Origin of the sequence: Streptomyces sp. NPDC048254, from assembly GCF_043201895.1 — a bacterium.
Classification (GTDB): Bacteria; Actinomycetota; Actinomycetes; order Streptomycetales; family Streptomycetaceae; genus Streptomyces.
Window position 1 is genome coordinate 157,866 of sequence record NZ_JBICZJ010000019.1, and the last position, 25,941, is coordinate 183,806.

Below are 25,941 nucleotides of genomic sequence, written 5' to 3' on the forward strand. Positions count from 1 at the left end.
CCATGGCTGCGCCAGAGGCTGCGCCGCACCACGCTCTCCGGTCGGCCGGCACCGATCGGAGCCCGTCGTGTCTAGGCTGGCCGACGTGACGGAAACGGGGAGCCGGCGGGGGTTCGCGGGCCGCGTCCTGCTCGGGCTGCGGACAGTGCGCGACGACCTGTGGACCGTCCGGACGGACCCCCTGCCCCTCTCGGTGTGGCTGCGCTGGCTGCCGCACGGGCTGTTGTGGCTGACGGCGGTCGTCATCACGTTCGCCGGCCTGTCCGAGCTGCAGAACCACGGGCGGCTGGGCTTCGGCGGCGCCTTCCTGCTCGCGCTCTCGGAGGGCGGCTCGGTCGCCCTCGCCATGTGGCGGCCGATCCCGGCGTGGTGGCTGTCGACGGGCGGCATGGTGGTGGGCGCGGTGTCGCTGCTCGACCGGCTGGACACGCCCCCGGGAATGCGGTTCACCTGGCCGTGGCCGGTGTCCGGGATCATCGCGCAGTTGCTGGTCCTGCTGCTCCTCTCGCTACGGGTCCGGTTCCGGGTGGCCGTCGAGGCGCTGGTGCTGACCGCGCTCGTCACCCTCTTCCTGGAGGGACAGCTGGGCGCGCGGCCGCACGTGTCCACCACGGTGGTGACCATCGCCCTGTCCGCGCTGGTCGTCCCGTTCGGTGCGGCGCTGCGCGGCCGCCGCGAGGCACGCGCGGAGCTCAGTCACCAGTCCACGCTGACCGCCGAGGAGCGGGCCCGGCGCACCCTGCTGGAGGAGCGCAGCCGGATCGCGCGCGAACTGCACGACGTGGTCGCCCACCACATGTCGGTGATCTCCATCCAGGCCCAGGTCGCCCCCCACCTGGTGGAGAACCCGTCGGAGGAGCTGCGCGAGAACCTCGACGGCATCCGGCACAACGCCCTGGAGGCGCTGACCGAACTGCGCAGGGTCCTGGGCGTCCTGCGCTCGGAGGGCCCCGACGAGGACGCGCCCGACGGCTCCGGCGTCGGCCCGCACAGCCCGCAGCCCACCCTGGACCGGCTGGACGCGCTGGTCGAGAACACCAGGGCGGCCGGTCTGGCCGTCACCGCACGGATCGTCGGCGACCGCCGCCCGCTGCCGCCGGGCGTGGAGCTGTCGGCGTACCGGATCGTGCAGGAGGCGCTGAGCAACGTCCTGCGGCACGCACCGGGAGCCACCGCCCATGTCGAGATCGAGTACATGGCGTACGGGCTGCTGGTGGGGGTCGGCAACACCCGGCCGACCCGGCCCGCTCCGCCGTCGCCGGGCGCCGGGCACGGACTGCTCGGCATGCGGGAGCGGGCGGCGATGCTGGGCGGCGCGCTGACGGCGGAGTCCCGGCCGGACGGCGGCTACCAGGTCTTCGCACGGCTCCCGGCCGCCGGTACCGACGAGGTCCTGGCACCCCGCCGCACGCCCGGCCTCCCGCCCGGTGCCACCGATCGCACCGGCACCATCCCTGCCCTCGATTCGAAGGACGGCCGCGCATGACGAGCAGCAACGGCAGCAGCCCCATCCGCGTGGTCATCGCCGACGACCAGCAGATGGTCCGGCAGGGCTTCACCGTGCTGCTGAACGCCCAGCCGGGCATCGAGGTGGTCGGCCAGGCGGTGGACGGGCTGGACGCGGTGGTGAAGGTCGCCGAACTCGTCCCGGACGTGGTCCTCATGGACATCCGCATGCCCGAGCTCGGCGGCATCGAGGCCACCCGCCGGATCGTCGGCGAACGCCCGGACATCAAGGTGCTGGTGCTGACCACCTTCGACCTGGACGAGTACGTGTACGAGGCGTTGCGGGCCGGGGCGTCCGGGTTCCTGCTCAAGGACGCGTCCGCGGACAAGCTCGCCGAGGCGGTCCGGGTGGTGGCGGCCGGCGACGCGCTGCTGGCGCCCGGCGTCACCCGTCGGCTGATCACCCAGTTCTCCCAGCTGGACGGCGGCGGGGTGCGCGCCCCGCTGAAGACGCGCGTCGGCGATCTGACCGAGCGGGAGACGGAGGTCCTCTCGCTGATCGCGCAGGGGCTGTCGAACGCGGAGATCGCCGAGCGGCTGGTCGTCGCCGAGCAGACCGTGAAGACCCATGTGGGCCGCATCCTGGTGAAGCTGGGCCTCAGGGACCGGACCCAGGCGGCGGTGTTCGCGTACGAGTCGGGGTTGGTACGGCCGTCGGGATACGGGACCCTCGGTGGGCCCTCGTAGTACCTGAGGGGGATGCCGAAGGACCCGACTCACTGGTGACGACGGTGACCCCGGCCGCCGCATACCGTCGTGTACGTGACCGAGACGACCCAGACGCACACGATGCCATCGGAGCCACCGGACGGCGCGTTCGAGCCGTACAAGCCGCGCAGCCCGGAGATCCGGGCGGTGCTGGACGCCCTGCGCAGGCTGCGGCAGGACCTGTTCCAGGATGCCTTCGCCTACCGGCCGTTGCCCCCGCTGAGCAGTGACGGCCCGCGTATCCGCCGCATGTCCGGCCGCATGCGGGAGTACGCGGTCTGGACCCCGCATCTCGCGGTGGCCGCGGCCGGCGTGGTGGCGCTGCAGGCGACCGTCACGGCCCGCTCGCCGGGATCGGCCGGGGCCCTGCTGGCCGGCCTGGTCGTCCTGGCACCCGTGCTGCTGACGCTGGCGCGTCCGGTCGCCGCCTTCTGGCTGTCGCTCGTCGCGAGCTGGGCCGGCACCCTGCTGGACAGGTCCTGGGACGACTGGCCGTGGACGCTGGGCAACTTCATCTCCCACCTGGTGGTGCTCACGGTCGTCGCGGTCCGCACCCGTCCGCGCACGGCGGCCTGGATGTGGGCGATCACCGCGTTCTACGGTTTCGCGTTCGTCTCGGTCCTCGGCGGCAGCCACTACACCAACGACGTCGGCCCGATGCTGGTCGTCTCCGCGATCGCCCTGCTGACCGTCACCGTCCGGCAGATCCGCCGGGAGGCCGAGCAGACGGTGACCGCGCAGCAGTCGGAGACGGCACACGAGCGTTCCCGGCGCACGCTCCTCGAAGAGCGCACGACGATCGCCCGGGAACTCCACGACGTGGTGGCCCATCACATGTCCGTCGTCGCCATCCAGGCGGAAGCCGCCCCGTACCGGGTGGAGAACCCGCCGCCTGAGCTGGAGAAGGCGTTCGTCACGATCCGGGAGAACGCGGTGGCGGCGCTCACCGAGCTGCGCCGGGTCCTGGGCGTGGTCCGTGCCGAGGACTACGAGGCCCCGGACGCCCCGCAGCCCACCCTCGCCGACCTGGACGCGCTGCTCGCCAATGTGCGGGAGGCGGGTCTGACCGTCGACAAGGGGGTGACCGGAGCGGTCCGTGAACTCCCGCAGGGCGTGGAGCTGTCGGCGTACCGCATAGTCCAGGAGGCTCTCAGCAACACCCTGCGCCATGCGCCGGGTGCGCCCGCCCGGGTGGAGATCGGATACGTGATCGGCGGCCTGGGGCTGCGCATAGTCAACGGTCCCCCGCCCCGGCCCGCCCTCCTCAAGCCCTCTCCCGGTGCCGGCCACGGCATCACGGGCATGCGGGAGCGCGTGTCGATGCTGAACGGCGAGATGACAGCGGCCCCGACGGCCGAGGGAGGCTACGAGGTGACGGTCTTCCTGCCGGCCGTCGCCCTGACCGAAGGTGATGCATGACCATCCGCGTACTGATCGCGGACGACCAGATGATGGTGCGCGAGGGCTTCTCGGTCCTGCTGAACGCGATGCCGGACATCGAGGTCGTCGGCGAGGCGGTCAACGGCCGTGAGGCGGTGGACCGCGTCCGTGAACTCGCCCCCGACGTGGTCCTGATGGACATCCGGATGCCCGAGCTGAACGGCATCGAGGCGACGAGGGAGATCGTGGCCGTCGACAACACGGCCAAGGTCCTGGTCCTGACGACCTTCGACCTCGACGAGTACGTCTACCAGGCGCTGCGTGCCGGAGCCTCCGGCTTCCTCCTCAAGGACGCCTCGGCCCGCCAACTGGCGGATGGGGTACGGGTGGTGGCGGCGGGCGAGGCGCTCCTCGCCCCGTCGGTGACCAAACGCCTGATCACGGAGTTCTCCAGACTCTCCGGCACCCCGCGTCTGATGCCCACGGCCCACGCGGCCTACGGCGACCTCACCGACCGTGAGACGGAGGTCCTGGTCCTCATCGCCCAGGGCCTCTCGAACGCGGAGATCGCCGAACGCCTGGTGGTGGCCGAGTCCACGATCAAGACCCACGTCAGCCGCATCCTGGTCAAGCTGGGCCTGCGTGACCGGACCCAGGCGGCGGTCTTCGCGTACGAGGCACGCCTGGTGACACCGGGCTAGCGGCCGAAGGGCGCGGGTGAGGGTGAGGGGGCGGGGGCGAACGGGGGCCGTTCTGGGCGCACATGCCACAAGCATGATCGTTGTTGCGATTCGATCGCGAGCCGCACAACTGTGAACATGGTGTGCTTCAGTTGTGTTTGAATAGTGAATGAATCAGCCAGATGGCTTGTTTCGGCCGCCCTGTTGATTCCCCTTTCCCCCTTCTTCCCTTGACTCCCCACCCTTTCGCATCCCTCCCGCTGCCTCCGGCGGGAGGTGCCGGCGCCCCCGTTTCGCGTGAAGAAAGTTGCCCGCGATGACCGCTGACGTGTCCGAGTTCCACTACGGCCTGATCACCCCGATAGCCGCGTATCTGATGGCATGTCTGGGTGCCGTGCTGGCCCTGCGCTGCACGACCCGTTCGATAGGCCGTGGGCGGGGACAGCGGCGGCTGGGCTGGCTCGCCCTGGGTGCGATCTCCCTCGGCTGCGGCATCTGGACCATGCACTTCATCGCGATGATCGGCTTCAGCGTGGACGGTGCCCTGGTGAACTACGACGCCGGCCGGACGCTGCTGAGCCTCCTCGTCGCCATCGCGGTGGTCGCCGTCGGCGTCTTCCTGGTCGGCTATCGGGGCTCGGGCCCCGTCACCCTGGGCGCGGCGGGCGTGGTCACCGGTCTCGGGGTGGCGGCGATGCACTACCTCGGCATGACCGCGGTGCACACCGGCGGCACCGTGCACTACGACACCATGGTCGTCGTCCTCTCCGTACTGATCGCCGTGCTCGCCGCGACCGCCGCGCTCTGGGCGGCGGTGTCGATCAGCGCGGTGTGGGCGACCGTGGTGGCCAGCCTGGTGATGGGCGCGGCGGTGTCGGCCATGCACTACACCGGCATGGCCGCGGTGAGCGTCCACATCCCGCAGATGCAGACGGGCGGCCAGTCCTCGACGAGCCTGCTGTCCTTCCTCCTGGTCATGCTGGCCGGCCCGGTCGCGGCCCTGGTCCTGGCCGGGGCGATCGTCATGTTCGACCCCGAGGTCGTGGGCGGCCAGTCCGACCCGCAGCCCACCGGCCGCCCGGAGCCCGTGCCGACCCGGCGTTTCATGTCCTGACGTCCACAGGTCTCCTCGTCGCGCTCGGTGGCCCCCGCAACGATCACCTCAAGGCCGGTGAAACCGATCCGCCAGTCGGGTGAAGCCCCTGCTCGGAGCCTGTCGGCGGGGGACCCGGTCCCGCTACATCAGGAGACATGATCAAGCACCTGGAGCGCGGCCTCACCGCGCTCGCGCTGACCGCTGTCCCCCTCCTTCTCACCGCCCTGCCCGTGCAGGCGACCGCGGTCCCGCAGTACTTCCAGATCACCACCCAGCTGAACGGCAAGTGCCTGGCCTCCAACGGCGACAACGTCGAGGTGCAGACCTGCAACGCCGGCACCGGCGACCAGCTCTGGTACTGGTCGGGCAAGAAGCTCGTCAACGGCGCCGAGCAGCACTGTCTCGACGTGAAGAACGGCGAGGTCAACGCGGCGGCCCAGGTCGTCGGCGACTGCCACGGCCTGGCCAACCAGCGCTGGTCCAAGGACGGCAGCTGGCTGCGCTCGGACGTCAACAGCCAGTGCCTGAGCATCCAGAACAACGGCGACCAGCGCGAGCACGCGGGGATCAACGTCCGCAACTGCGGCTCCAACACCTGGCAGTGGTGGACCCTGCCCAACCCGTAAGCCCCTGAGACACCCCTGGTCAGGAGGGGGACCGGCGGTCTAACGTCCGTCCATGGCAGCCTTCGACCCCTGGGACCCGGACTTCCTCGCCGACCCGTACCCCTCCTACGCCGACCTCCGCTCCCGGGGCCGGGTGCAGTACTACGAGCCCACCGACCAGTGGCTGGTCCCGCACCACGCCGACGTCTCGGCGCTGCTGCGGGACCGGCGGCTGGGGCGGGCGTACCAGCACCGGTTCACCCACGAGGACTTCGGGCGGACCGCACCGCCGCCGGAGCACGAGCCGTTCCACACGCTCAACGACCACGGCATGCTCGACCTCGAACCGCCGGACCACACCCGTATCCGCCGCCTGGTGTCGAAGGCGTTCACCCCGCGCACCGTCGAGCGGCTCAAACCGTACGTGGCGAAGCTCGCCGGCGAACTCGTCGACGGCCTGGTCCACAAGGGCGGCGGCGACCTGCTCACCGACGTCGCCGAACCACTGCCCGTCGCCGTCATCGCCGAGATGCTGGGCATCCCGGAGGCGGACCGGGCCCCGCTGCGGCCCTGGTCGGCGGACATCTGCGGAATGTACGAGCTGAACCCCTCGCAGGAGACGGCCGCGCGGGCGGTCCGGGCCTCGGTGGAGTTCTCCGACTATCTGCGGGAGCTGATCGCCGAGCGGCGCGAGGAGCCCGGCGAGGACCTCATCTCGGGGCTCATCGAGGCCCACGACGAGGGCGACCGGCTCACGGAGCAGGAGATGATCTCCACGGCCGTCCTGCTCCTCAACGCCGGCCACGAGGCGACCGTCAACGCCACGGTCAACGGCTGGTACGCCCTCTTCCGCAACCCCGCCCAGCTCGCCGCCCTCCGCGCCGACCACTCCCTGGTCCCCACCGCCGTCGAGGAGTTGATGCGCTACGACACCCCGCTCCAGCTCTTCGAACGCTGGGTGCTGGACGAGATCGAGATCGACGGCACGACGATCCCGAGAGGCGCGGAGATCGCCATGCTCTTCGGCTCCGCCAACCACGACCCCGACGTGTTCCACCACCCCGACGACCTCGACCTCACCCGCCGCGAGAACCCGCACATCTCCTTCAGCGCCGGCATCCACTACTGCATCGGCGCGCCACTGGCCCGTATCGAACTGGCGGCCTCCATGACGGCGTTGCTGGAGAAGGCCCCGACGCTGAGCCTGACGGCGGAACCGCGGCGAAAGCCGAACTTCGTGATCAGGGGTTTGGAGGGGCTGAGCGTGGAGGTGAGGTGATCACCCGTTCGGATGATCACCGACTGATTCCGGCAGATGGATGCGAATGACCGGTCAAGCTGGTGCCTGCCTGCGAGGGGAGGCACCATGACGGTTATGGCAGAGCGCGCGTCGTCACAGTTGTCCGTGGACGTGTTCGAGCGGATTGCCGAATTCGCCGCCCGTGAAGACGAGACCGTCGGTTTCGAGTTCATCGGCGGACGGATCGGGGTCAAGAAGGTGACGAACGGCAGCCACGGCGAGATCGCGATGTGGTTGGTCTTCCACTGCAAGCAAGCACGGCCCGACCTCACCCTCAATCCAACCGGTCAGGGGTTGAAGGTCGAGGCGTATCGCAGGGGCCGCGCCAAGCCCGACGCCGTGCTCGCGCCGACGGGACACTTCAACGGGAAGGGCGACTGGGCCGACCCCGACGGTGTATTGATGGCAGTCGAGATCACCTCCTACGACTCGGACACCCACAACCGTGATCGGGTGGAGAAGCCGAAGGCCTACGCCGAGGCCGGGATTCCCGTCTACCTGCTGATCGACCGTGACGCTCTCTCGATTCTGGTCCACAGCGATCCGGATCCGGAAGTCGGATACCGGGACATCCATGTCGTGAAGCTCGGGGGCAAGGTCACTCTCCCGGACCCCGTCGGCATCGAACTCGACACTGAGGAGCTCAGGGACTATGTCGACTGAGGAGCCGTCGTCAGCTGGTGAGGTCACGCCTCCGCAACCCCGCGAGTCCGCCGCCCGCCAGTACCACCGCCAGCCCGAGCAGGATCGTCACCGGCCCCCACTCCATCCCCCCGCCCGGCAGCTTCGGCAGGTGGCCGAAGGGGGAGAGGTCCAGGACCGGTCGGGGGGCGTTCAGGGCCGGGCCCACCCAGCCGATCAGCAGCACCGCCACGGCCACCGCCCAGGCCGCCGGGGCCAGCCGGGGTGCGACCCCGTACAGCAGCAGCGCCAGGCCGCCGACCACCCAGACCGCGGGGAGCTGCACCAGGCAGGCGCCCAGGACCGGGCCCACCTCCTTGCCGTAGCCGACCGCGAAGCCCAGGCCCGCCAGCAGCATGATCAGGGCCGAGCCGCCGAGGGCGATCGTCAGATGCCCGGCCGCCCAGCGCAGCCGACCCACCGCGCAGGCCAGCAGGGGTTCGGCACGGCCCGCGGTCTCCTCGCCGTTCAGCCGGAGGACCGACGCCACGACGTACAGCGCGGCGATCAGGCCCAGCATCCCGACCATCGAGGCGAGGAACGCGTCCGTCACTCCGTTCTGCCCGCCCATGCGCTCGAAGATCTCGCGGGCGTTGGCGTTGTCGCCGACGAGGTCGGCGGCCCCGTCCGTCAGTCCGCCGAAGACGATCCCCGCCAGGAAGAAGCCGAGCGACCAGCCGAGCACGCCGCCCCGCTGGAGCCGCCAGGCCAGCGCGGCGGCGGAGCCGAGGCGGCCGGTGGCCGGGCCCGGGCGGGTGGGGAAGAAGCTCATCCCCAGGTCACGGCGGCCGGCCAGGACGTACGCCACCGCGGCCTGCGCGAGCACCGCGGCCGTGAAGAGCGCCAGCACCCACCAGCGTTCGGCGGCGAAGGGGCGGAGATTCTCCAGCCAGCCGAGCGGCGAAAGCCAGGTCAGCGGGGACGAGCCGTCGCCGGTGGCGGAGTCGCCCGCCGCGCGGAGCACGAAGGCCGTGCCCAGGACCGCGGACGTCAGGCCCCTCGCCAGCCGCGCGCTCTCGGTCAGTTGCGCCACGATCGCCGCCGCCGTCGCGAAGACCATGCCGGTCGCCGCCAGTCCGAGCCCGAAGGACAGGGCCCCGGCGGCCCCCTGTCCCGCCAGGCCCGCCGTGATCAGCAGGGCCAGTACGGCGTTCGCGACCAGAGCCGCCAGCAGGGCCGCAGTCAGCGACGCCCGGCGGCCCACCGCGCCGGAGGCCAGCAGCTCCGCACGGCCGGCCTCCTCCTCTTCACGGGTGTGCCGTACGACGACCAGCAGGCTGGTGACGGCCGCGAGGACACCGGCGTACACGCCCACCCGCCACGCCGTCAGGCCGCCGAGCGAGGTGTCGTGGAGCGGGCCGATCAGGGCCCGGAAGGACGCGTTGGTCTCCAACTGGCGGACGAGGTCGGTGCGTTCGGACTCCGTGCCGTACAGGGTCTTCAGGGTGTTCGGCATGGAGAGGACCGTCAGCGCGTTCACCGCGACCCAGACCGGGGTGGTCAGGCGGTCGCGGCGCAGCGCGAAGCGCAGCAGGGTGCCGGTGAGGGTGGTCATCGGACGGCCGCCTCGTCCTGGTAGTGGCGCAGGAAGAGCTCTTCCAGGGTGGGCGGGGTGGAGGTCAGGGAGCGTACGCCGGTCTCGGTCAACGAGCGCAGGACGGCGGTGAGTTGCTGGGAGTCGACCTGGAGGCGGACGCGGTGGCCCTGGACGTCGAGGTCGTGCACACCGGGGAGGTGGGCCAACCCGTTGGGGGGACCGGCGAGTTCGGCGGTCACACTGGTGCGGGTGAGATGGCGCAGGTCGGCGAGTGAACCGGACTCGACCGTACGGCCGTTACGGATGATGCTGACCCGGTCGCGGAGATGATGGAGCGGTGGCGGGTGCACCGGGACGAGCTCTTCGGGCGGGACTGAAGCGCTCTCAGGGTCCTTCGTCGGGTGCCGTCAGCTGCTCCTGCAACCGCCCGTGCCGGAACTGGTACACCGCCCCTGCCCGCCTCAGCACCCTTCGGTCGCACGCGTCCTCCAGGAACGTGACCAGCCGCCAGGGCAGCCGGCCCGTCAGCGGCAGCCAGACCCGGGCCAGCGCGACCCACTGCCCCCACGCGGTCAGACAGAGCCCGTACCCGAGGCCGCCGGCGAACGCGCCCTCGATGCCGAAGACGAGGCCCAGCTGGATGCTGCGGAGCGGGGTCTCGGTGAAGCTCCCCCCGAACCAGGCGATGAAGCCGAACACGAGTGCCCAGACGAGGATGTGGGCGTGGACGTTCCTGCGGTTCATCCGCAGCAGGTCCACGCAGCTCATGGACTTGTCCGGGTCGACCGTCGTCTCCAGCCAGGCCGTGATGCCGAGCACCAGCCCGGTCCCGAGACCCACGATGAGCGGGAACTGGGCCGCGGACACCAGCCCGCCGCCGAGCCCGTCGTCGAGTCCGAGCCAGGGCACGACGGAGCGGTCGACGGCGACGATGGCGACCCCGCCCGCCAGAGCGACCAGTGAACCGATGGTGATTCTGCTCAACAGCTTCTCCCCCAGCTGCCGTTGGGCGTCGCGGCGGAGCGTGATCTCGATCGGTGACGGTTTCAGCAGGTCGTTGCCGCTGGCCCGGTGGTAGATGTAGCCGAACGCCGCGCCGAGCAGCAGGCCGTGCAGGGAGCCGACGAGCAGCCCGCGCCGGACGGCGAAGCCGAGCCCGTGCGAGGTGGCGACCAGGTCGACGGGGATGTTGCCGATCGCGGTGACGACGGCGAAGGACAGCCCGGCGAGGAACGCGATCACGGCGGTCCGCTGCCGCAGCGGCAGCGTGGTACCCAGTTCCCACCAGGCCAGGTTGGGGGTCGGAGTCTCGCGCTGCTTGAGGTCGTGGGCGAGGTAGGTGAGCCAGCGCCGGGCGCGCCGCGCCTGCGCCGGGCGCCGGTACACCGAGGGGAGGAACGCGGTGAGAAGGTGCCGCTCAAGGCGGTCCGGGGTCGGGAACTCCGTGGCGTCCAGCAGCGCGTCCGGGCCCCTGGCGCCGCGCTCGCCGTGGACGGCCGCGGCCAGGGCGACCATCAGCGGTGTGGAGAGCGCCTGGCGGAGCGGGCCGTCGGGGTTGTCGCGCATGTCGTCCAGCACGGGGTCCCAGCCGGATCTGGCGGCCTGGGGACTGGTGCGCCGCAGATACGTCACCGAGTCGTCAGGGGGGAGGTCGGCCAGCACGACCACGGCGGCGCGCTCCAGCCCCGTGGTGCCCTCGACCGCTTCCTTGTACTCGTCGTAGCGGCTGGTGAGGACGTACCGCAGCCATGTGGTGGAGAGTTTCCGCCGTGCGTCGTCGCGGAGGCCCTCGGGGATCTCGTCGAATCCGTCCAGGACCGGCAGGATCAGTTCCGCGCTCACCAGTCTCTCGGCCAGTGTCATCCCCCCGTCGGAGGGGACCGTGGCCAGCCAGGGCCGGTCACGGCTCAACTGGTCACTCAGCCACTGGGCCAGCCCGACCTCGCCGGGGTTCCACGAACCGAGACTGAAGATCTCCGCGACGGCCGCGCCGGCGGGGCGTTTCGCCAGCCACTGCAGGACGAACTGCGCGCCCAGCACGCTCTTTCCCGAACCGGCCTTGCCCAGCACCACCAGACGGCCGGTCGGAATCCGCTCGTAGACCTCGGCGACCTGGTCCAGCCGGCCGGTCAGGTTCTTCCTGGTCCTGTCTCCCCAGACGAGTTCCGGATCTTCCGTCGCCAACTCCTCGTCGTCAGGGGGCGTCCAGCGGACGTGCAGCCGTCGGCCGTCCCGGATGCCGAGCTGTGCCTGCTCGTCCCGTCGGCGCAGCAGGACGCTCGCGGCCAGTTCGTCCTGCGCCGGCCTGCCGGTGCCGATGTTCACCACGTTGATGGACTTGGCGACGACCTGCGTTCCGCTGCCGCTCTGTTGCGCGTTGATGACGTGCGGCGCCTGCTCCTCCCCGCCCGGCGCCTCCTCAGCCATCGTCACCCCGCCGCCGGAACCACATCGCGCTGCCCACCGCGGCCAGTGCCACGACCAGCACGCCGGCCGCCGCGCGCAGCGGGACCGGGAAAGCCGTGCGGTCCTGCGCGCTGTCGCGCGGGTCGGCGTCGGACTTGGGCGCGGCGAGGGTCGGCGCACCGCCCGAGGCGGCCGACGCGGACGCGGACGCCGTACCGCTCGCGGTGACCGAGCCGGTCGGGTCGGGGCTGCGGGAGGTGCCCGGACGAGTCCCCGAGCTCCCCTGACCCTTCGCCCCGGAGCCGGCCCCGGATCCCGACCCCGACCCGGACCCCGATCCGGAGCCACGGCCGCCGTCCCCTGCCCCCGCCCCCGACGCCGTGGGCGACGGCTGCGGCCGCGTCCTGGGCAGGATCCGGAACGACGACAGAACCTTGTCCTGCCCCGAGTCCGCGCTGCACGACGCGTTCACCGTGCCCAGCATGGTCGTGCTGCCGTCCGCCTGCCTCGGCGTGATGCTCATGTCGATCGCGCCGACGACGATGTCCGCGGTGCCCGCCTTGGTGAACGTCAGCGACGGCGCGGTCCCGTTCGCCGGGACCGTCATGGACCCGGAGGACGGGATCTGGGTCACGGGCACGTCCATCGGTACGGTGACGGGGACGTTCCCCTGCGGCGCGGCCACCACGGCCGTCACCTTCGCCGTGCCCGCGAGGCTCGTCGCGCCGGCCACCCGCAGCGTCTGCGGGATGAGCGCCCCGACCGTCGCCGACGCGCTCACCGGTAGCCGCGGGGTGGGCCGGCCGACCACGTGGGTGTCCGAGTCGTCCCACACGACCGACGCCGTCATCGGCTGGCCGCTGAGGGCGCCGAACGCGCAGGTGTACTGGAAGGTGCGGGGAGCGGCTGCCGCGTTCGCGGTCCCGGGGGCGACGACGAGGACGACACCGGCGGCCGATGCGGCGACCGTACGTCCCGCTAATGCGGCGACCGTACGTCCCGCTCGTAATTCACCTGACATGCATGCACCTTAGGGACGTGGACGCGGGGCGTCTGCCCGGACGGCCGGACCTTCACCCCGCTTCCACGAACCGCTGGACGCACCCGCCCCTACCGCTCCCTGGTCTCCTCCAGCACCGTCCGCCCCAGCAGCGCGTACCGCTCCGGCGACCTGCGCTTGAGGTACTGCGCGTAGCCGACGCCGGTCCCGGCGACCAGCGCCACCAGCCACGGCGTTGCCTTCAGCAGCAGCGAGCCGGACTCCGTGCCCGCCGCGACGCCCATGTTGGACACCAGCAGGACGACCACGGCGAGCATCGCGATGCCGCCGACGAGCGGGGCGGTGAAGGTCCTGAACCAGTGCCGGCTCTCGGGGTGGTTCTTGCGGAAGTACGCCAGCACCGCGAACGAGCACACGGCCTGCACGACCAGGATCGCCATCGTGCCGAGGATGGCGAGGAGGACGTAGAGGGCGTTGTACGGGTCCTTGCCCGCGGCCCAGAACGCCCCGATCAGGACGGCGGAGATCACCGTCTGGACCAGGCCCGCGATGTGCGGGGAGCCGTGCCGGGCGTGGGTGCGGCCGACGGTGTTCTGGAGCGAGGGCAGGACCCCTTCCCGGCCCAGCGCGTACATGTAGCGGGCGGCGCAGTTGTGGAAGGCCATGCCGCAGGCCAGCGAGCCGGTGACCATCAGCCACTGCATGAGGTCGACCGCCCAGTGGCCGACGTAGTGCTCGGTCGGGTTGAAGAAGAGGGCGAGGGGGTTGGCGGAGGAGGCGGCCTTGACGGCCTCCGTCTCGCCGTTGCCGATGATGGCCATCCAGGAGACGAAGACGTAGAAGACACCGACGCCGAGGACCGAGATCATCGTCGCCTTGGGGATGATCTTCTTCGGGTCGCGGGACTCCTCGCCGTACATCGCCGTCGACTCGAAGCCGACCCACGACCAGAAGGCGAAGAAGAGACCGAGCCCCGCGGACGTGCCCTTGAAGGCGTTGACCGGGTTGACCGGGCCGAAGGTGAAGCCGTGCGGGCCGCCGCCGTGCAGGGCGACCGAGATCGCCATCGCCGCGAGGACCGTCACCTCGGTGCCGAGGAGGACGACGAGGAGCTTCTCGGCGACGCTGACGCCGAACCAGGTGCCGGTCGCGTTGACGGCGAGCATCAGGATCGCGAACGCCCACCACGGGACGTCGAGCCCCGTCTGGTCCTTCAGGGTCGTGTTGGCGAAGACCGAGAAGATACCGATCAGCGCCGGCTCGAACACGGCGTAGGCGAAGGTGGCGAGCAGCCCCGACGCCAGGCCCGCCGTGCGGCCCAGACCGTAGGAGATGAAGCCGTAGAAGGCGCCCGTCGACGTGATGTGCTTCGCCATCGACGTGAATCCGACGGAAAAGATTGCCAGGACGACCATTGCGACGAGATAGCTCGCCGGGGCCCCGATGCCGTTGCCCGACGACACCATGAACGGCACGTTGCCGGTCATCGCGGTGATCGGCGCGGCGGTCGCGACGGCCATGAAGACCACCCCGAGCAGGCCGATCGCGTTGGGCTTCAGCCGGTGGACCGTGCCGTCGCCGTCTGTCGTGCCGTCTGTCTTCGCCGCTGGGGCGACTCCCTCGTCCACTGCCATCGGGGTGGCCCCTCTCCTGCTGCTCGCTGGCTGTACTGGATCGGAACTCTGTAGCCCGAATGAGTCGGTAGAGGGTCTCGGTGCGTTAAATGTTTGTCAACCAGACCTTTAGAAATCTGACGCAATCTGTCGGCAACACCCGGCTCGTACGGTCGCCGCCATGAGCACGTACACGGCCACCCTCGGCGGCGAACGCCACCGCTTCGACTCCCTGGCCCGCCTGCTGGCCGCCGCGAGCCCGGAACGCTCCGGCGACCGGCTGGCCGGCCTCGCCGCCGCGAGCGCACGGGAGCGGGTCGCGGCCCGCTGGGCGCTCGCGGAGGTGCCGCTCACCGCCTTCCTGACCGAGCCGGTGATCCCGTACGAGACCGACGACGTGACCCGGCTGATCCTCGACACCCACGACCCGGTGGCCTTCGCGCCGGTGGCCGGGCTGACGGTCGGCGAGTTCCGGGAGTGGCTGCTGGCGGCGGACACCGCGACCCTGGCCGCGGTGGCGCCCGGACTCACCCCGGAGATGGCCGCCGCCGTGTCCAAGCTGATGGGGAACGCCGACCTGGTGGCCGTCGCCCGCAAGGTGCGGGTGGTCACCGCCTTCCGCTCCACGATCGGCCTGCCGGGGCGACTCGCGACGCGGTTGCAGCCGAACCACCCCACCGACGACCCGGCGGGCGTCGCGGCCGCCCTGCTGGACGGCCTCCTCCTCGGCTCCGGCGACGCGGTGATCGGCATCAACCCGGCCACGGACAGCCCGAAGGCGGTACGGGACCTGCTGGAACTCCTGGACGGCGTGATCGGCCGCTACTCGATCCCCACCCAGTCCTGCGTCCTGTGCCATGTCACGACGAGCGTGGACCTGATGGAGCGCGGCGCCCCGGTGGACCTCGTCTTCCAGTCCATCGCCGGTACGCAGGCGGCGAACGCCTCCTTCGGCGTCACCCTCGGCCTGCTCGACGAGGCGTACGAGGCGGCCCGCGGGCTGGGGCGGGGGACGGTCGGCGACCACGTCATGTACTTCGAGACCGGGCAGGGCAGCGCCCTGTCGGCGGACGCGCACCACGGCGTGGACCAGCAGACGGTGGAGGCGAGGGCGTACGCCGTGGCCCGCCGCTACCGGCCCCTCCTGGTGAACACGGTCGTCGGCTTCATCGGCCCGGAGTACCTCTACAACGGCCGCCAGATCCTCCGGGCCGCCCTGGAGGACCACTTCTGCGGCAAGCTCCTCGGCCTGCCCATGGGCCTGGACATCTGCTACACCAACCACGCCGACGCCGATGACGACGACATCGCCACCATGCTGACCATGCTCGCTGTCGCGGGCGCCTCCTTCGTGATCTGCACACCGGGCGGCGACGACATCATGCTCAACTACCAGTCCGCCTCCTACCACGACGCGCTCTACCTGCGGGAGGTGCTCGGCCTGCGCCCGGCGCCGGAGTTCGAGGCGTGGCTGGAGTCGATGGGGCTGCTGGACGGGGACGGCGGCGTGCGCGAGGTCAGCGGCCATCCGCTGACGGCGATCGGAAGGGAACTGGCCGCATGACCGAGGCGACCGACACGGCCGAGGTGAACGGCACGACCGAAGTGGCCGGCCTGCCCGAGGGGACCACCGTCGGCCCCGACGACCTGTGGCCGCTGCTGCGCCGCCACACCCAGGCCAGGATCGGCCTCGGCCGCTCCGGCTCCGCCCTGCCCACCCGCCACCGGCTGGGCCTCCAGGCCGCGCACGCGGCCGCCCGGGACGCGGTGCACTCGCCGTTCGACCCGGACGCGGTGGCGGCGGGCCTGGCGGGGCTGTCGGGGCTGTCGACGGTACGGGTCCGCAGTGCGGCCGGCGACCGGCTGACCTACCTCCAGCGCCCCGACCTGGGCCGCCGCCTGCACCCCACGGACCGGGCGCACCTGCCGGCCGGCGACTGGGACGTCGTCTTCGTCGTCGCCGACGGGCTGTCCAGCCGGGCGGTGCACGAACACGCGGCGGCGATGGTGCGGGCCACGGCGACCCGCCTCCCCGACTGGCGCGTCGCCCCGGTCGTGCTGGCCGAACAGGCCCGGGTGGCCCTCGGCGACGACATCGCCCACACGATGGACACGGCCCTGGTGGTCGTCCTGATCGGCGAACGCCCCGGCATGTCGGCGGCGGACTCCCTGGGCGCGTACCTGACGTACCGGCCGGTCCCGGGCACGACCACGGACGCGGACCGCAACTGCCTGAGCAACATCCGGCCGCCGCTGGGGCTGGCCTACGAGGTCGCGGCGGGCAAGCTGGCGGGGTTGCTGAGGAGGGCGCGGGAGCTGGGGGTCACCGGCGTGGCGCTGAAGGACGAATCCGATTCAGCCCCCGGCGCCGCCGAGCCCGCTGCTACGGGGTCCCTGGCACCGTAAGCCCCCAGGCTCCCTCCACCACCCGCCAGGTCCGCCGCCGTACCGGGCCCGCCACCGCCACGTCGGCCCGGTACCGGAAGTCCGCGCCCGTCACCGTCACCGTCCGCCCGGCGGCCCGAACCGGCGTGGCCTCCGCGCCCACCGACAGCGGCCGTACCTCCACCTCGGCCAGCCCGCCGCGGCCGCCCGGTGTCACCGAGATCCCCTCCACCGGCTGGTCCAGGTCCACCACCGTCCGCCCGTCGACCTCGACCCGCAGCCGCGCGGGCCCCAGGCGGGGCACGGCCTGGGCCGGGCGGGCGGACAGGGACCGTACGAGGGTCTGGTACGGCCGCAGCCAGCCCCGGGACGCGACCGGATCCGCGGTCCCCGGTACCGCCGCCAGCGGCGGGATCCGCAGGGCGCCGAGCACCACCCCGTCGCTGTCGTCGACCAGCAGGTCCAGACGCCGTTCCACCCCGTCCAGGACGGCCCGCGCCGCCGCCACCGCACCGGTGGGCACCCCCAGCGCGTGCGCGACGCCCAGCGAGCCGCCCACCGGGACCACGGACAGCGCACATCCGGCCAGCTCCCGCTGCCGGTGCAGAAAGGTCACCGCACGGATCAGCGCGCCGTCGTCGCCCACCACCACCGGCCGCCGCGACCCCCTGCGGGAAAGTACCCGGGCGAATTCCTCGGGCCCGTCCGGCAGACACACCTTCGTGGTCGCACCCGCGCTGAGCACGTCTTTCACGATCCGGACGGACTCACCGTCCGTCTGCCGTGCCGCCGGATCGATGATCACCAGCAGCTGATCGGACGTCGCGAATGTCGCCACCTCGGTCGTGCCTCGCTTCCTCGGGTAGCATCACTGTGCAAGAGCCCCTTGCGCTATTGCGCCAGGGGCTTCGTCTATTCCGGGGCATCCGGTCCAACGGTTGTGCGGCCAACGACGGTCGCGGTGGTACGCGGCGCCGAACCTTACGCGTACGCCCCTGACCTTGGACATGCCCCGCCCGGAAGGGGTGTACGCGCGTGCCCGCACTTGTGCTGCTCGGTGCTCAGTGGGGTGACGAAGGCAAGGGAAAGGCGACGGATCTGCTAGGCGGCTCCGTCGACTACGTGGTGCGTTACCAGGGTGGCAACAACGCCGGCCACACGGTCGTCGTCGGCGACCAGAAGTATGCGCTCCACCTCCTCCCTTCCGGAATCCTCTCGCCTACTTGTGTTCCGGTCATCGGCAACGGAGTCGTCGTCGACCCCTCGGTCCTGCTCTCCGAGCTGAGCGGTCTGAACGAGCGTGGCGTCGACACGTCCAAGCTCCTGATCAGCGGAAACGCACACATCATCACGCCGTACAACGTCACCGTCGACAAGGTGACGGAACGCTTCCTCGGCAAGCGGAAGATCGGTACGACCGGCCGCGGCATCGGGCCGACCTACGCGGACAAGATCAACCGCGTCGGTATCCGGGTCCAGGACCTCTACGACGAGTCGATCCTGACCCAGAAGGTCGAGGCGGCCCTCGACGCCAAGAACCAGGTCCTCACCAAGCTCTACAACCGGCGCGCGATCGCCATCGAGCAGGTCGTCGAGGAGCTGCTGACGTACGCGGACAAGCTCGCCCCGTACGTCGCCGACACGGTCCTGGTCCTCAACCAGGCCCTGGAGGAGGACAAGGTCGTCCTCTTCGAGGGCGGCCAGGGCACGCTCCTGGACATCGACCACGGCACGTATCCCTTCGTCACCTCGTCCAACCCGACGGCCGGCGGTGCCTGCACCGGCTCCGGCGTGGGTCCGACGAAGATCAGCCGGGTCATCGGCATCCTCAAGGCCTACACGACCCGCGTCGGCGCCGGCCCGTTCCCGACCGAGCTGTTCGACGCGGACGGCGAGGCGCTGCGCCGGATCGGCGGCGAGCGGGGTGTCACCACCGGCCGGGACCGGCGTTGCGGCTGGTTCGACGCGGTGATCGCCCGCTACGCGACCCGCGTCAACGGCCTGACCGACTTCTTCCTCACCAAGCTCGACGTCCTCACCGGCTGGGAGCAGATCCCGGTCTGCGTGGCGTACGAGATCGACGGCAAGCGCGTCGAGGAGCTGCCGTACTCGCAGACCGACTTCCACCACGCGAAGCCGGTCTACGAGACCCTGCCGGGCTGGTCCGAGGACATCACCAAGGCGAAGTCCTTCTCGGACCTCCCGAAGAACGCCCAGAACTACGTCAAGGCGCTGGAGGAGATGTCCGGCGCCCCGATCTCCGCGATCGGCGTGGGCCCGGGCCGCGACGAGACGATCGAGATCAACTCGTTCCTGTAGGGCCGCGGTTGGACGACGCACTTGGGCCGGTCTTGGCAATCCTTGACCGGCCCTTGGGCTTTCCGTGGTTACGCCGGTAACGGGCGACGGTCAGCATCTACGCGGGTAGCCCGCCGCCTCCCGCATGCCATGCCCGTCCTCACCGCCCTTCCAGGAGTCCTGAATGCCCGTCAATCCCATGAACCGCCGTGAGTTCGTGCAGAAGTCGGCCGTCACCGGTGCGGCCGTGGCCGTCGCGGGAACCGTCGGTGCCGGCAGCGCCCAGGCCGCCGAGCAGGGCCACGGCCACCCCAAGCCGCCGAAGGCCCCCAAGACCTGGAGCTTCTCCATCCTGGGCACCACCGACCTGCACAGCCACGTCTTCAACTGGGACTACTACACCAACGCGGCGCCCGTCGACGCCAAGGGCAACACCTACGGCGTCGCCCGCATCGCCACCCTGGTGAAGAACATCCGCAAGGAGAAGGGCGAGGGCCGGGTCCTCCTCGTCGACGCCGGCGACATCATCCAGGGCACCTCGCTCGCCTCCTACTACGCGAGCGTCGACCCCATCACCGGCAAGAACGGCAAGCGCGGCCCCAAGCACCCCATGGCGATCGCCATGAACGAGATGCGCTACGACGCGGCCGCCCTCGGCAACCACGAGTTCAACTACGGCATCGAGGTCGTCCGCACCTTCGAGAAGCAGTGCGACTTCCCGCTGCTCGGCGCCAACGCCCTGGACGCCAAGACGCTGCAGCCCGCCTTCCGGCCCTACACCGTCAAGCACATCAAGGTGCCCCACGGCCCGGACATCAAGGTCGGCATCCTCGGCCTCACCAACCCGGGCATCGCCCTGTGGGACAAGGACAACGTCTCCGGGAAGATGGCCTTCACCGGCCTGGTCGAGCAGGCGAAGAAGTACGTGCCGCGGCTGCGCGCCCTCGGCTGTGACGTCGTCTTCCTCACCGACCACTCGGGCCTGGACGGCTCGACCTCGTGGGGCGACGAACTCCCCTACGTGGAGAACGCGTCGAACCTGGTCGCCGAGCAGGTCCCCGGCATCGACGCGATCCTCGTCGGCCACACCCACGTCGACGTCCCGACGTACACGGTGAAGAACGCGGAGACGGGCGAGGACGTCCTCCTCTCCGAGCCGTACTGCTACGGCTACCGCCTCTCCGTCTTCGACTTCGAGCTGGAGCTGGTGAACCACTCCTGGAAGGTCACCAGGAAGACCGCCACCACCCTGAACAGCAACACGGTCGCGGAGGACCCGCGGATCACCGAACTCCTCACCGCCGACCACGAGTTGGTGGTCAAGTACGTCAACACCGCGATCGGCACCAGCACCGTGGCGATGTCGACGGCGGAGGCCTGCTGGAAGGACGTCCCCGCCATCGACTTCATCCAGCAGGTCCAGATGGACGCGGTGAAGGCGGGCCTGTCGGCGGCGGACGCCGCGCTCCCGCTGATCTCGGTGGCCGCGTGCTTCAGCCGCACGGCCACCATCCCGGCCGGTGACGTCACGATCCGCGACGTCGCGGGCCTGTACGTCTACGAGAACACCCTGTACGGCAAGAAGCTCACCGGCGCCCAGGTCAAGGACTACCTGGAGTACGCGGCGAAGTACTACCACCAGGTCCCGGTGGGCACGGCGGTGGACACCGCCACCCTCACCAACGCCAACAGCTTCTGGGACTACATGTACGACATGGCGACCGGCGTCGACTACGAGATCGACATCGCGGCCGCCGAGGGCTCGCGCATCAAGAACCTGACCTACAACGGCACCGCGGTCGCCGACGACCAGGTCTTCGTCGTCGCCGTCAACAACTACCGCGCCAACGGCGGCTCCGGCTACCCGCACATCGCCGCCGCGGAGATCGCCTACAGCTCCACCAACCAGGTCCGCGACCTGATGGTCGCCTACGCCACGGCCAAGGGCAGCATCGACCCGTCGACGTTCGCGGCGACCAACTGGAAGCTGACGCAGGGCGGCACGCCGGTCTTCTCCTGACCCGACATCGCCTCGCGGGAGCCGGAACTCTCGAACGAGCACCTGCCCGGGTGCTGCGGCGCGTGGCTCAGGCCCCGATGGCGTGCAGACCCGGGCCGGTCATGAGTCTGCGCAGGGCCGCCTCGGCCGCCGGGTCGGCCGGGGTGACGGCGATCAGGCACTGGTCCGAGTCGTCGAGGGTGGCCAGCGTGTCGTAGCAGACGGCCAGTTCGCCGGCGACCGGGTGCCGGAGGCGTTTGCGGCCGTGGGCGCGCTGCTTCACCGTGTGGTCGTCCCACCACGCGGTGAACTCCGCGCTCCGGTCCCGCAGTTCGGCGATCACCTCACGCAGCCGGGGGTCGTCCGGGTGGCGGGCCAGGTTCGCCCGCAGGTTGCCGACCGTCTCCCGGGCCACCCGCGCCCAGTCCAGGTGGACCTCGCGCATCCCCGGCTCCAGGAACAGCACGCGCGCGGTGTTGCCGGTGACCTCCCCGGCGGTGCCGAAGTCCGCGCCGAACAGGGCCGTCGCGGCCGCGTTGTGCGCCAGCACGTCGAAACGGAAGTCCACGACATAGGCCGGGATCAGCGGCATCCCCGCCAGCAGCACACGCAGCGAGTCGCCGACCGGAGCGGACAGGTGCCGGGTCACCGGGGTCTCGTCCCGCGCGATGAGATGCAGATGGTGCCGCTCGGAGGGCGACAGCCGCAGCGCCCGCGCCACCGCGTCCAGCACGGCGGCACCCGGGGTGCCGACCCGGCCCTGCTCCAGCCGGATGTACCAGTCGATGCTGACGGCGGCGAGCTGCGCCACCTCCTGCCGCCGCAGCCCCGGCGTCCGGCGCCGGCCTAGCTCCGGCAACCCGACGTCCTCGGGCCGCAGCCGCGCCCGCATGGCACGCAGGAACTCACCCAGTTCCGCCCGCTTCGGTGCCCGGTCGCTCGCCATGCCCGCCATGATCCTGACCCGGCCCGTGCCCTGTCGACCCCGGATCCTGGCATCCCGGATGCCAGGATCCCGAGCGCCTTCCTCCGGCCGCCCCGCGCCCTTGATCGTGGACGCACCGACAGGCACCAGCCGCCCAGGAGGGCACGATGAGAGCACCGATCCGAGCCGCCGCCGCACTGGCCGCGGTCGCCGCCGCCGTCACCACCGGCGTGACCACCGCCACCGCCGACACCCACACCGGCCGGGCCGACGACGGAGGATACGGCTACACCAGGGTCCGCCAGGGCGTCCCCGACTCCGCCGCCCGCTTCAAGGTCACCAGCCCGGACATCCGCGACGGCGGCACCATCCCGGCCGCCTCCTACGCCGACTCGTTCGGCTGCTCCGGCGGCAACAAGCAGATACAACTGTCCTGGCACGGCGCCCCCAAGGACACCCGCAGCTACGCGGTCACCATGTTCGACCCCGACGCCCCCACCGGCTCCGGCCTGTGGCACTGGCTGACCTGGGACATCCCCGCCACGGACACCCAGCTGGGCGCCGCCCTGCCGACCGGCGCGGTGGCCGGCACCAACGGCGCCGGCCAGACCGGCTACCTGGGCCCCTGCCCGCCGGTCGGCGACATCACCCACCACTACCGGATCACGGTCTACGCCCTGGACACCCCGACCCTGCAACTGCCCGCGGCGACCCCGGCCGCGATCACCACGTTCACCATGTCGAGCCACGTGATCGGCACGGCCACCATCACGGCAACGGCCCGCAGGTAGGCCGTCCGGTCGCCCGATCGCCCGGGGTATGGCCCCAGGGCCTCACGCACGCCACCAAGTGACCGTTGGGGCCGCCCGCTTCTCGGCAGTGTCGTGCTTCCGCGAGGTGAGTCAAGGGCGCTCCACTCCGCTGCGCTGCGTTCCGCGTCGGCTGCGCCGATGGGCCTCCGGCCCACCCTTGACACACCCCGCTCCAGCACGGGTCAGAAGCGAGCGAGCGGCCCGGAGAGACGGGGTCCCGACCGGCGTTCACGACGGCCGTCGGCCGCACCCGCACCGCCGGTCGACGAGCGCGGGCGGGGCACGGGGGCACGCCGGGCCGGCTAAGCGGCGAGCGGCCGGTGAGGGAGGGGCGGTGCAGGGGGCAGGGCTGGTGGGTCAGGGGTTGGGGTGGTGAATGGTTGGGCGCGGAGGTGGGAGTGGGAGGGGACGATTGGAGGACTTGTGCCACGTCCGAACGGATCCGGGCCTGCTCTGCCTGGGAGGACGGGCCGAGGCCTGGCACAAATCCACCAATCACTCCTCCCTGCGTGACTGATGAGGAACGCGTGACTCGTGTGGTGAGGTGTGGGCGCGCCCACGACAGAACACTCGGCCGTTCGCCGCTTGGCCGGCCCGGCGTGCTTGCGAGGTGCGAGCGCGCCCGTCGGGCAACGATGCGGACGCGGCCGACGGCTGACCGCGAACGCCGGTCAGGGCCCCCGCTTCTTTCCGGCCGCTCGCTCGCTTCTGACCCGTGCTGGAGCGAGGTGTGTCAAGGGTGGGCCGGAGGCCCATCGGCGTAGCCGACGCGGAACGCAGCGCAGCGGAGTGGAGCGCCCTTGACTCACCTCGCGGAAGCACGACACTGCCGAGAAGCGAGTGGCCCGACGGTCACTTCGCGAGATGCGTGAGGAAGCCGACCCATGCGGCGGGGGAGAGGGCGAGGCGGGGGCCGTCGGGGCCGGTTTTGGAGTCGCGGATGTGGATGGTGTGGGGGCGGGGGGATATTTCGAGGCACTGCCCGGTGGCGCTGCTGTAGGAGGACTTGCGCCAGGTGTAGGCGGTTTCGACGCATTGCCCGCCACTGTCGTCGCTGTAGCTCGACTTGAACCACCGCAGAGTGTTGGTCATGTCCGGTCTTCTCCCGCCAACTTCCGGATGAGGCTTAGTGAGTCATCCGAACTCAGAGCCTGCGTTCGGATCTTCGCATACCGATGGGTGAGCCGAGCGACCTTCGCTGGATCGCTGACCAGGAAGCTTTCCTCCTCGATCTCCAGGTAGACCACGTCGTGGTGCTCCTTGGTCTTCACCAGCACCATGTTGCCGCGTGCACCTGCGTGGCCACCCCTCAAACCCCGCTCCATCGGCATGACTTGGACGCTCACATTGTCCCTCTCCGCGTCCTCCGCAAGCGACCGCAATTGGTCGCGCGTCACCTCCCAGCTTCCGAACGGCCGCCGCAGTGCCGACTCCTCCAGGATCAGTTCGATCATGGGCGTCGGGTCTGCCCGCTCGAACAGCGCCCGCCGCGCCACCCGAGCCTCGACCAGTTCCTCCACCTTCTCCTCCGGCAGCTTCGGGAAGCCTCCGCCGATCAGCGCCCGCGCGTACTCCGGTGTCTGGAACAGACCGTCGACCACGAACGTCTGGTACGACGACAGCGTCACCGCCTCCTGCTCCACCAGCGCGAAGTTCTTGAACTGGGCCGGATACTTGTCCAGCAATACGAACCTGCGTGCCTTCTCGAAGATCCCCAGCCCGCCGCCGATCGCCTCCTCCAGTTTGGCGAGCATCTTGTCGCTGGCGGGCTGCGCTCCCGTCTCCATCGCGCTGACCGCGGACCCGGTGTAGCCGATGCGTTTCCCCAACTCCTCCTGTGTCAACTCCTGTTGCTCGCGGAAGGCCTTCGCGAGGGCGGCCAGGAGCTGTGCCGTGCTGCCCGCCTCCGCCTTGTTCTCAGCCCGCGCCATTGCGGTCACCCCCGAACTCAACCGAACTCAAACGGTCACAACCACCGGACCCCGAATTCCCAGAGTTTGCTGCTCTTGACTCTGAGTTATGGCGACGGTAGCCCTACGTGCCGACACTGATCCCATGAACACGCAAAGTGACCCCTTAAACCTCGGCTGGCTTCCCGCCTCCGGCGTTCAACTCCGCAAAGCCGGTGTGCAGTTCGACGCCGTGCGGGTGGACGACGGGGAGTGGGGGCGGCGGCTCGCCGACCGGCTCGCGGAGCTGACGGGAGGTGACCCCGGGCCCGTGATCGAGGTCGCCGGCGGGCGGCGGTGTGTGTACTTCCTGGTGCCGGCCGGGAGTACGGACCACCTGCCGTGGCCTGCGGAGGTGACCAGACTGACCGCCGCTCCGGCCCGGGTGTCGTACATCCCGATCCCCGCGCTGGACGACATGACCTGGCCGTTGTCGTGGCGCTATCGGCCGACCTGTCCCGACCGTTTCGTGCACACGCGACTGCTGCGCTCCACGCTTCACTCGCCGGAGTGAAATGCGCGAACAAGCAGCCAGGAAAAGGGGATTGTGGCTTGCGTGCGGCGCTTTGTGTGGCCCTAAAGTCACGATCAACAGATTGCCCCCGCGGTGCGCCAACACCCGGGGGCTCGACATCAGGTCCCGATGCGTAAGGAACCACCCGATGCGCGTTCATCGTACGGCGCCTCTGCGCGCCTTCGCAGCCCTCGCCAACTCCCTTTCTGGGGACCGGCGCCTGTCCTGGGGCGCGGCAGGCGTACTGGCGTACCTCCTGTGCCTTCCGAACGGCTCCTGGATCACGGAGCGCAACCTCGCCGAGCGGCGCCGGGAAGGGTGCATGGCGATTGTCGCCTCCCTGCGTGAGCTGGAGGAACGGCGTTATCTGCGGCGGGTGGTGTCGCGGGACCCGGTGACCCGGCAGTACTCGACGGTGTGCGAAGTATTCGAGAGGCCGTACGAATCTCGGCCCCCGGTGGGTGAATTGCAAAAAGTTCACCCCGTGGCGGCCTAGCTCCAAAACGAAAGGAACGAAATGACTGCCCTGCTGGAACGGCCGGACACG

Annotated in this window: 23 protein-coding genes and 1 pseudogene; 15 read left to right on the forward strand and 9 right to left on the reverse strand. The window is 70.7% G+C overall.

What is annotated here, in order from left to right; translation table 11 throughout:
* The first annotated feature begins 85 nt into the window (after positions 1-85).
* From ACGFZQ_RS40085 to ACGFZQ_RS40120, 8 genes are all read left to right on the forward strand, one after another.
* Positions 86-1,486, forward strand: a complete 1,401-nt coding sequence (locus ACGFZQ_RS40085) for a sensor histidine kinase (protein ID WP_393844550.1) — start codon at positions 86-88, stop codon at positions 1,484-1,486.
* Positions 1,483-2,193 carry a response regulator gene (locus ACGFZQ_RS40090; RefSeq protein ID WP_393844551.1) on the forward strand — a complete coding sequence of 237 codons (711 nt, stop codon included), beginning with the start codon at positions 1,483-1,485 and terminating at the stop codon, positions 2,191-2,193. The genes ACGFZQ_RS40085 and ACGFZQ_RS40090 overlap by 4 nt, the downstream gene beginning before the upstream one ends.
* Positions 2,194-2,268: 75 nt before the next feature.
* Entirely contained in the window at positions 2,269-3,633 is a 1,365-nt protein-coding gene (locus ACGFZQ_RS40095) for a sensor histidine kinase (protein WP_393844552.1), read from the forward strand.
* Entirely contained in the window at positions 3,630-4,295 is a 666-nt protein-coding gene (locus ACGFZQ_RS40100; RefSeq protein WP_351740535.1) for a response regulator transcription factor, read from the forward strand. Before ACGFZQ_RS40095 ends, ACGFZQ_RS40100 begins: the two co-directional genes overlap by 4 nt.
* A 295-nt stretch (positions 4,296-4,590) precedes the next feature.
* Positions 4,591-5,388, forward strand: a complete 798-nt coding sequence (locus ACGFZQ_RS40105) for an MHYT domain-containing protein (protein WP_351740532.1) — start codon at positions 4,591-4,593, stop codon at positions 5,386-5,388.
* Between the two features lie 137 nt (positions 5,389-5,525).
* Positions 5,526-5,996, forward strand: a complete 471-nt coding sequence (locus tag ACGFZQ_RS40110; protein ID WP_393844553.1) for an RICIN domain-containing protein — start codon at positions 5,526-5,528, stop codon at positions 5,994-5,996.
* A 52-nt stretch (positions 5,997-6,048) separates the two neighbouring features.
* A complete protein-coding gene (locus ACGFZQ_RS40115; protein ID WP_393844554.1) occupies positions 6,049-7,254 on the forward strand; it encodes a cytochrome P450 in 1,206 nt (401 codons plus the stop codon).
* An 87-nt stretch (positions 7,255-7,341) separates the two neighbouring features.
* On the forward strand, positions 7,342-7,938 hold the full coding sequence (locus ACGFZQ_RS40120) for a Uma2 family endonuclease (RefSeq protein WP_393844607.1): 597 nt from the start codon (positions 7,342-7,344) through the stop codon (positions 7,936-7,938).
* Between the two features lie 10 nt (positions 7,939-7,948).
* Here ACGFZQ_RS40120 and ACGFZQ_RS40125 read toward each other — a convergent pair whose 3' ends face one another.
* The 5 genes and pseudogenes from ACGFZQ_RS40125 to ACGFZQ_RS40145 all read right to left on the reverse strand — a co-directional run bounded on the left by ACGFZQ_RS40125 (position 7,949) and on the right by ACGFZQ_RS40145 (position 14,533).
* Positions 7,949-9,511 (reverse strand): ABC transporter permease, encoded by a 1,563-nt coding sequence (locus ACGFZQ_RS40125; protein ID WP_393844555.1) that lies wholly within the window; start codon positions 9,509-9,511, stop codon positions 7,949-7,951.
* Positions 9,508-9,828 (reverse strand): annotated as a pseudogene (locus ACGFZQ_RS40130) (DUF4162 domain-containing protein); the annotation flags it as partial. The pseudogene ACGFZQ_RS40130 and the gene ACGFZQ_RS40125, both read right to left, overlap by 4 nt.
* Positions 9,829-9,877: 49 nt before the next feature.
* Positions 9,878-11,920, reverse strand: a complete 2,043-nt coding sequence (locus ACGFZQ_RS40135; RefSeq protein ID WP_393844556.1) for an NACHT domain-containing protein — start codon at positions 11,918-11,920, stop codon at positions 9,878-9,880.
* Positions 11,913-12,920: a DUF6801 domain-containing protein gene (locus ACGFZQ_RS40140; protein WP_393844557.1), complete on the reverse strand. Its 1,008-nt coding sequence runs from the start codon at positions 12,918-12,920 to the stop codon at positions 11,913-11,915. Before ACGFZQ_RS40140 ends, ACGFZQ_RS40135 begins: the two co-directional genes overlap by 8 nt.
* A gap of 89 nt (positions 12,921-13,009) precedes the next feature.
* Complete coding sequence (locus tag ACGFZQ_RS40145; protein WP_393844558.1) at positions 13,010-14,533, reverse strand: APC family permease; 1,524 nt, start codon at positions 14,531-14,533, stop codon at positions 13,010-13,012.
* Between the two features lie 160 nt (positions 14,534-14,693).
* On the opposite strand from ACGFZQ_RS40145, the gene ACGFZQ_RS40150 reads away from it, so the two are divergent.
* Together ACGFZQ_RS40150 and eutC are read left to right on the forward strand one after the other, a co-directional pair.
* Positions 14,694-16,076, forward strand: a complete 1,383-nt coding sequence (locus ACGFZQ_RS40150) for an ethanolamine ammonia-lyase subunit EutB (protein ID WP_393844559.1) — start codon at positions 14,694-14,696, stop codon at positions 16,074-16,076.
* On the forward strand, positions 16,073-16,918 hold the full coding sequence (gene eutC / locus ACGFZQ_RS40155; RefSeq protein ID WP_393844560.1) for an ethanolamine ammonia-lyase subunit EutC: 846 nt from the start codon (positions 16,073-16,075) through the stop codon (positions 16,916-16,918). Before ACGFZQ_RS40150 ends, eutC begins: the two co-directional genes overlap by 4 nt.
* Here the strand turns inward: eutC and ACGFZQ_RS40160 are convergent.
* A complete protein-coding gene (locus ACGFZQ_RS40160; protein ID WP_393844561.1) occupies positions 16,896-17,735 on the reverse strand; it encodes a diacylglycerol kinase family protein in 840 nt (279 codons plus the stop codon). The two genes, eutC and ACGFZQ_RS40160, sit on opposite strands and share 23 nt — an antisense overlap.
* Positions 17,736-17,932: 197 nt before the next feature.
* On the opposite strand from ACGFZQ_RS40160, the gene ACGFZQ_RS40165 reads away from it, so the two are divergent.
* Entirely contained in the window at positions 17,933-19,216 is a 1,284-nt protein-coding gene (locus ACGFZQ_RS40165; protein WP_393844562.1) for an adenylosuccinate synthase, read from the forward strand.
* A 163-nt stretch (positions 19,217-19,379) separates the two neighbouring features.
* A complete protein-coding gene (locus ACGFZQ_RS40170; RefSeq protein WP_393844563.1) occupies positions 19,380-21,215 on the forward strand; it encodes a bifunctional metallophosphatase/5'-nucleotidase in 1,836 nt (611 codons plus the stop codon).
* A 67-nt stretch (positions 21,216-21,282) separates the two neighbouring features.
* Here ACGFZQ_RS40170 and ACGFZQ_RS40175 read toward each other — a convergent pair whose 3' ends face one another.
* Positions 21,283-22,140 (reverse strand): helix-turn-helix transcriptional regulator, encoded by an 858-nt coding sequence (locus ACGFZQ_RS40175; protein ID WP_393844564.1) that lies wholly within the window; start codon positions 22,138-22,140, stop codon positions 21,283-21,285.
* A gap of 146 nt (positions 22,141-22,286) precedes the next feature.
* Here ACGFZQ_RS40175 and ACGFZQ_RS40180 point away from each other — a divergent pair, with 146 nt between their 5' ends.
* Positions 22,287-22,910 (forward strand): YbhB/YbcL family Raf kinase inhibitor-like protein, encoded by a 624-nt coding sequence (locus ACGFZQ_RS40180; protein ID WP_393844565.1) that lies wholly within the window; start codon positions 22,287-22,289, stop codon positions 22,908-22,910.
* A gap of 873 nt (positions 22,911-23,783) precedes the next feature.
* On the opposite strand, the gene ACGFZQ_RS40185 is transcribed toward ACGFZQ_RS40180, so the two are convergent.
* Both ACGFZQ_RS40185 and ACGFZQ_RS40190 read right to left on the reverse strand, forming a co-directional pair.
* Entirely contained in the window at positions 23,784-24,023 is a 240-nt protein-coding gene (locus ACGFZQ_RS40185; RefSeq protein WP_393844566.1) for a DUF397 domain-containing protein, read from the reverse strand.
* Positions 24,020-24,871, reverse strand: coding sequence for a helix-turn-helix transcriptional regulator (locus ACGFZQ_RS40190; protein WP_393844567.1), 852 nt, complete (start codon positions 24,869-24,871; stop codon positions 24,020-24,022). The genes ACGFZQ_RS40185 and ACGFZQ_RS40190 overlap by 4 nt, the downstream gene beginning before the upstream one ends.
* A gap of 115 nt (positions 24,872-24,986) precedes the next feature.
* Between ACGFZQ_RS40190 and ACGFZQ_RS40195 the strand changes: the two genes are divergently transcribed.
* Together ACGFZQ_RS40195 and ACGFZQ_RS40200 are read left to right on the forward strand one after the other, a co-directional pair.
* Positions 24,987-25,394 carry a hypothetical protein gene (locus tag ACGFZQ_RS40195; protein ID WP_393844568.1) on the forward strand — a complete coding sequence of 136 codons (408 nt, stop codon included), beginning with the start codon at positions 24,987-24,989 and terminating at the stop codon, positions 25,392-25,394.
* A gap of 148 nt (positions 25,395-25,542) precedes the next feature.
* The gene (locus ACGFZQ_RS40200) at positions 25,543-25,890 is read left to right on the forward strand and encodes a hypothetical protein (RefSeq protein ID WP_393844569.1); all 348 of its coding nucleotides are present in this window, start codon (positions 25,543-25,545) and stop codon (positions 25,888-25,890) included.
* Positions 25,891-25,941 lie beyond the last annotated feature (51 nt).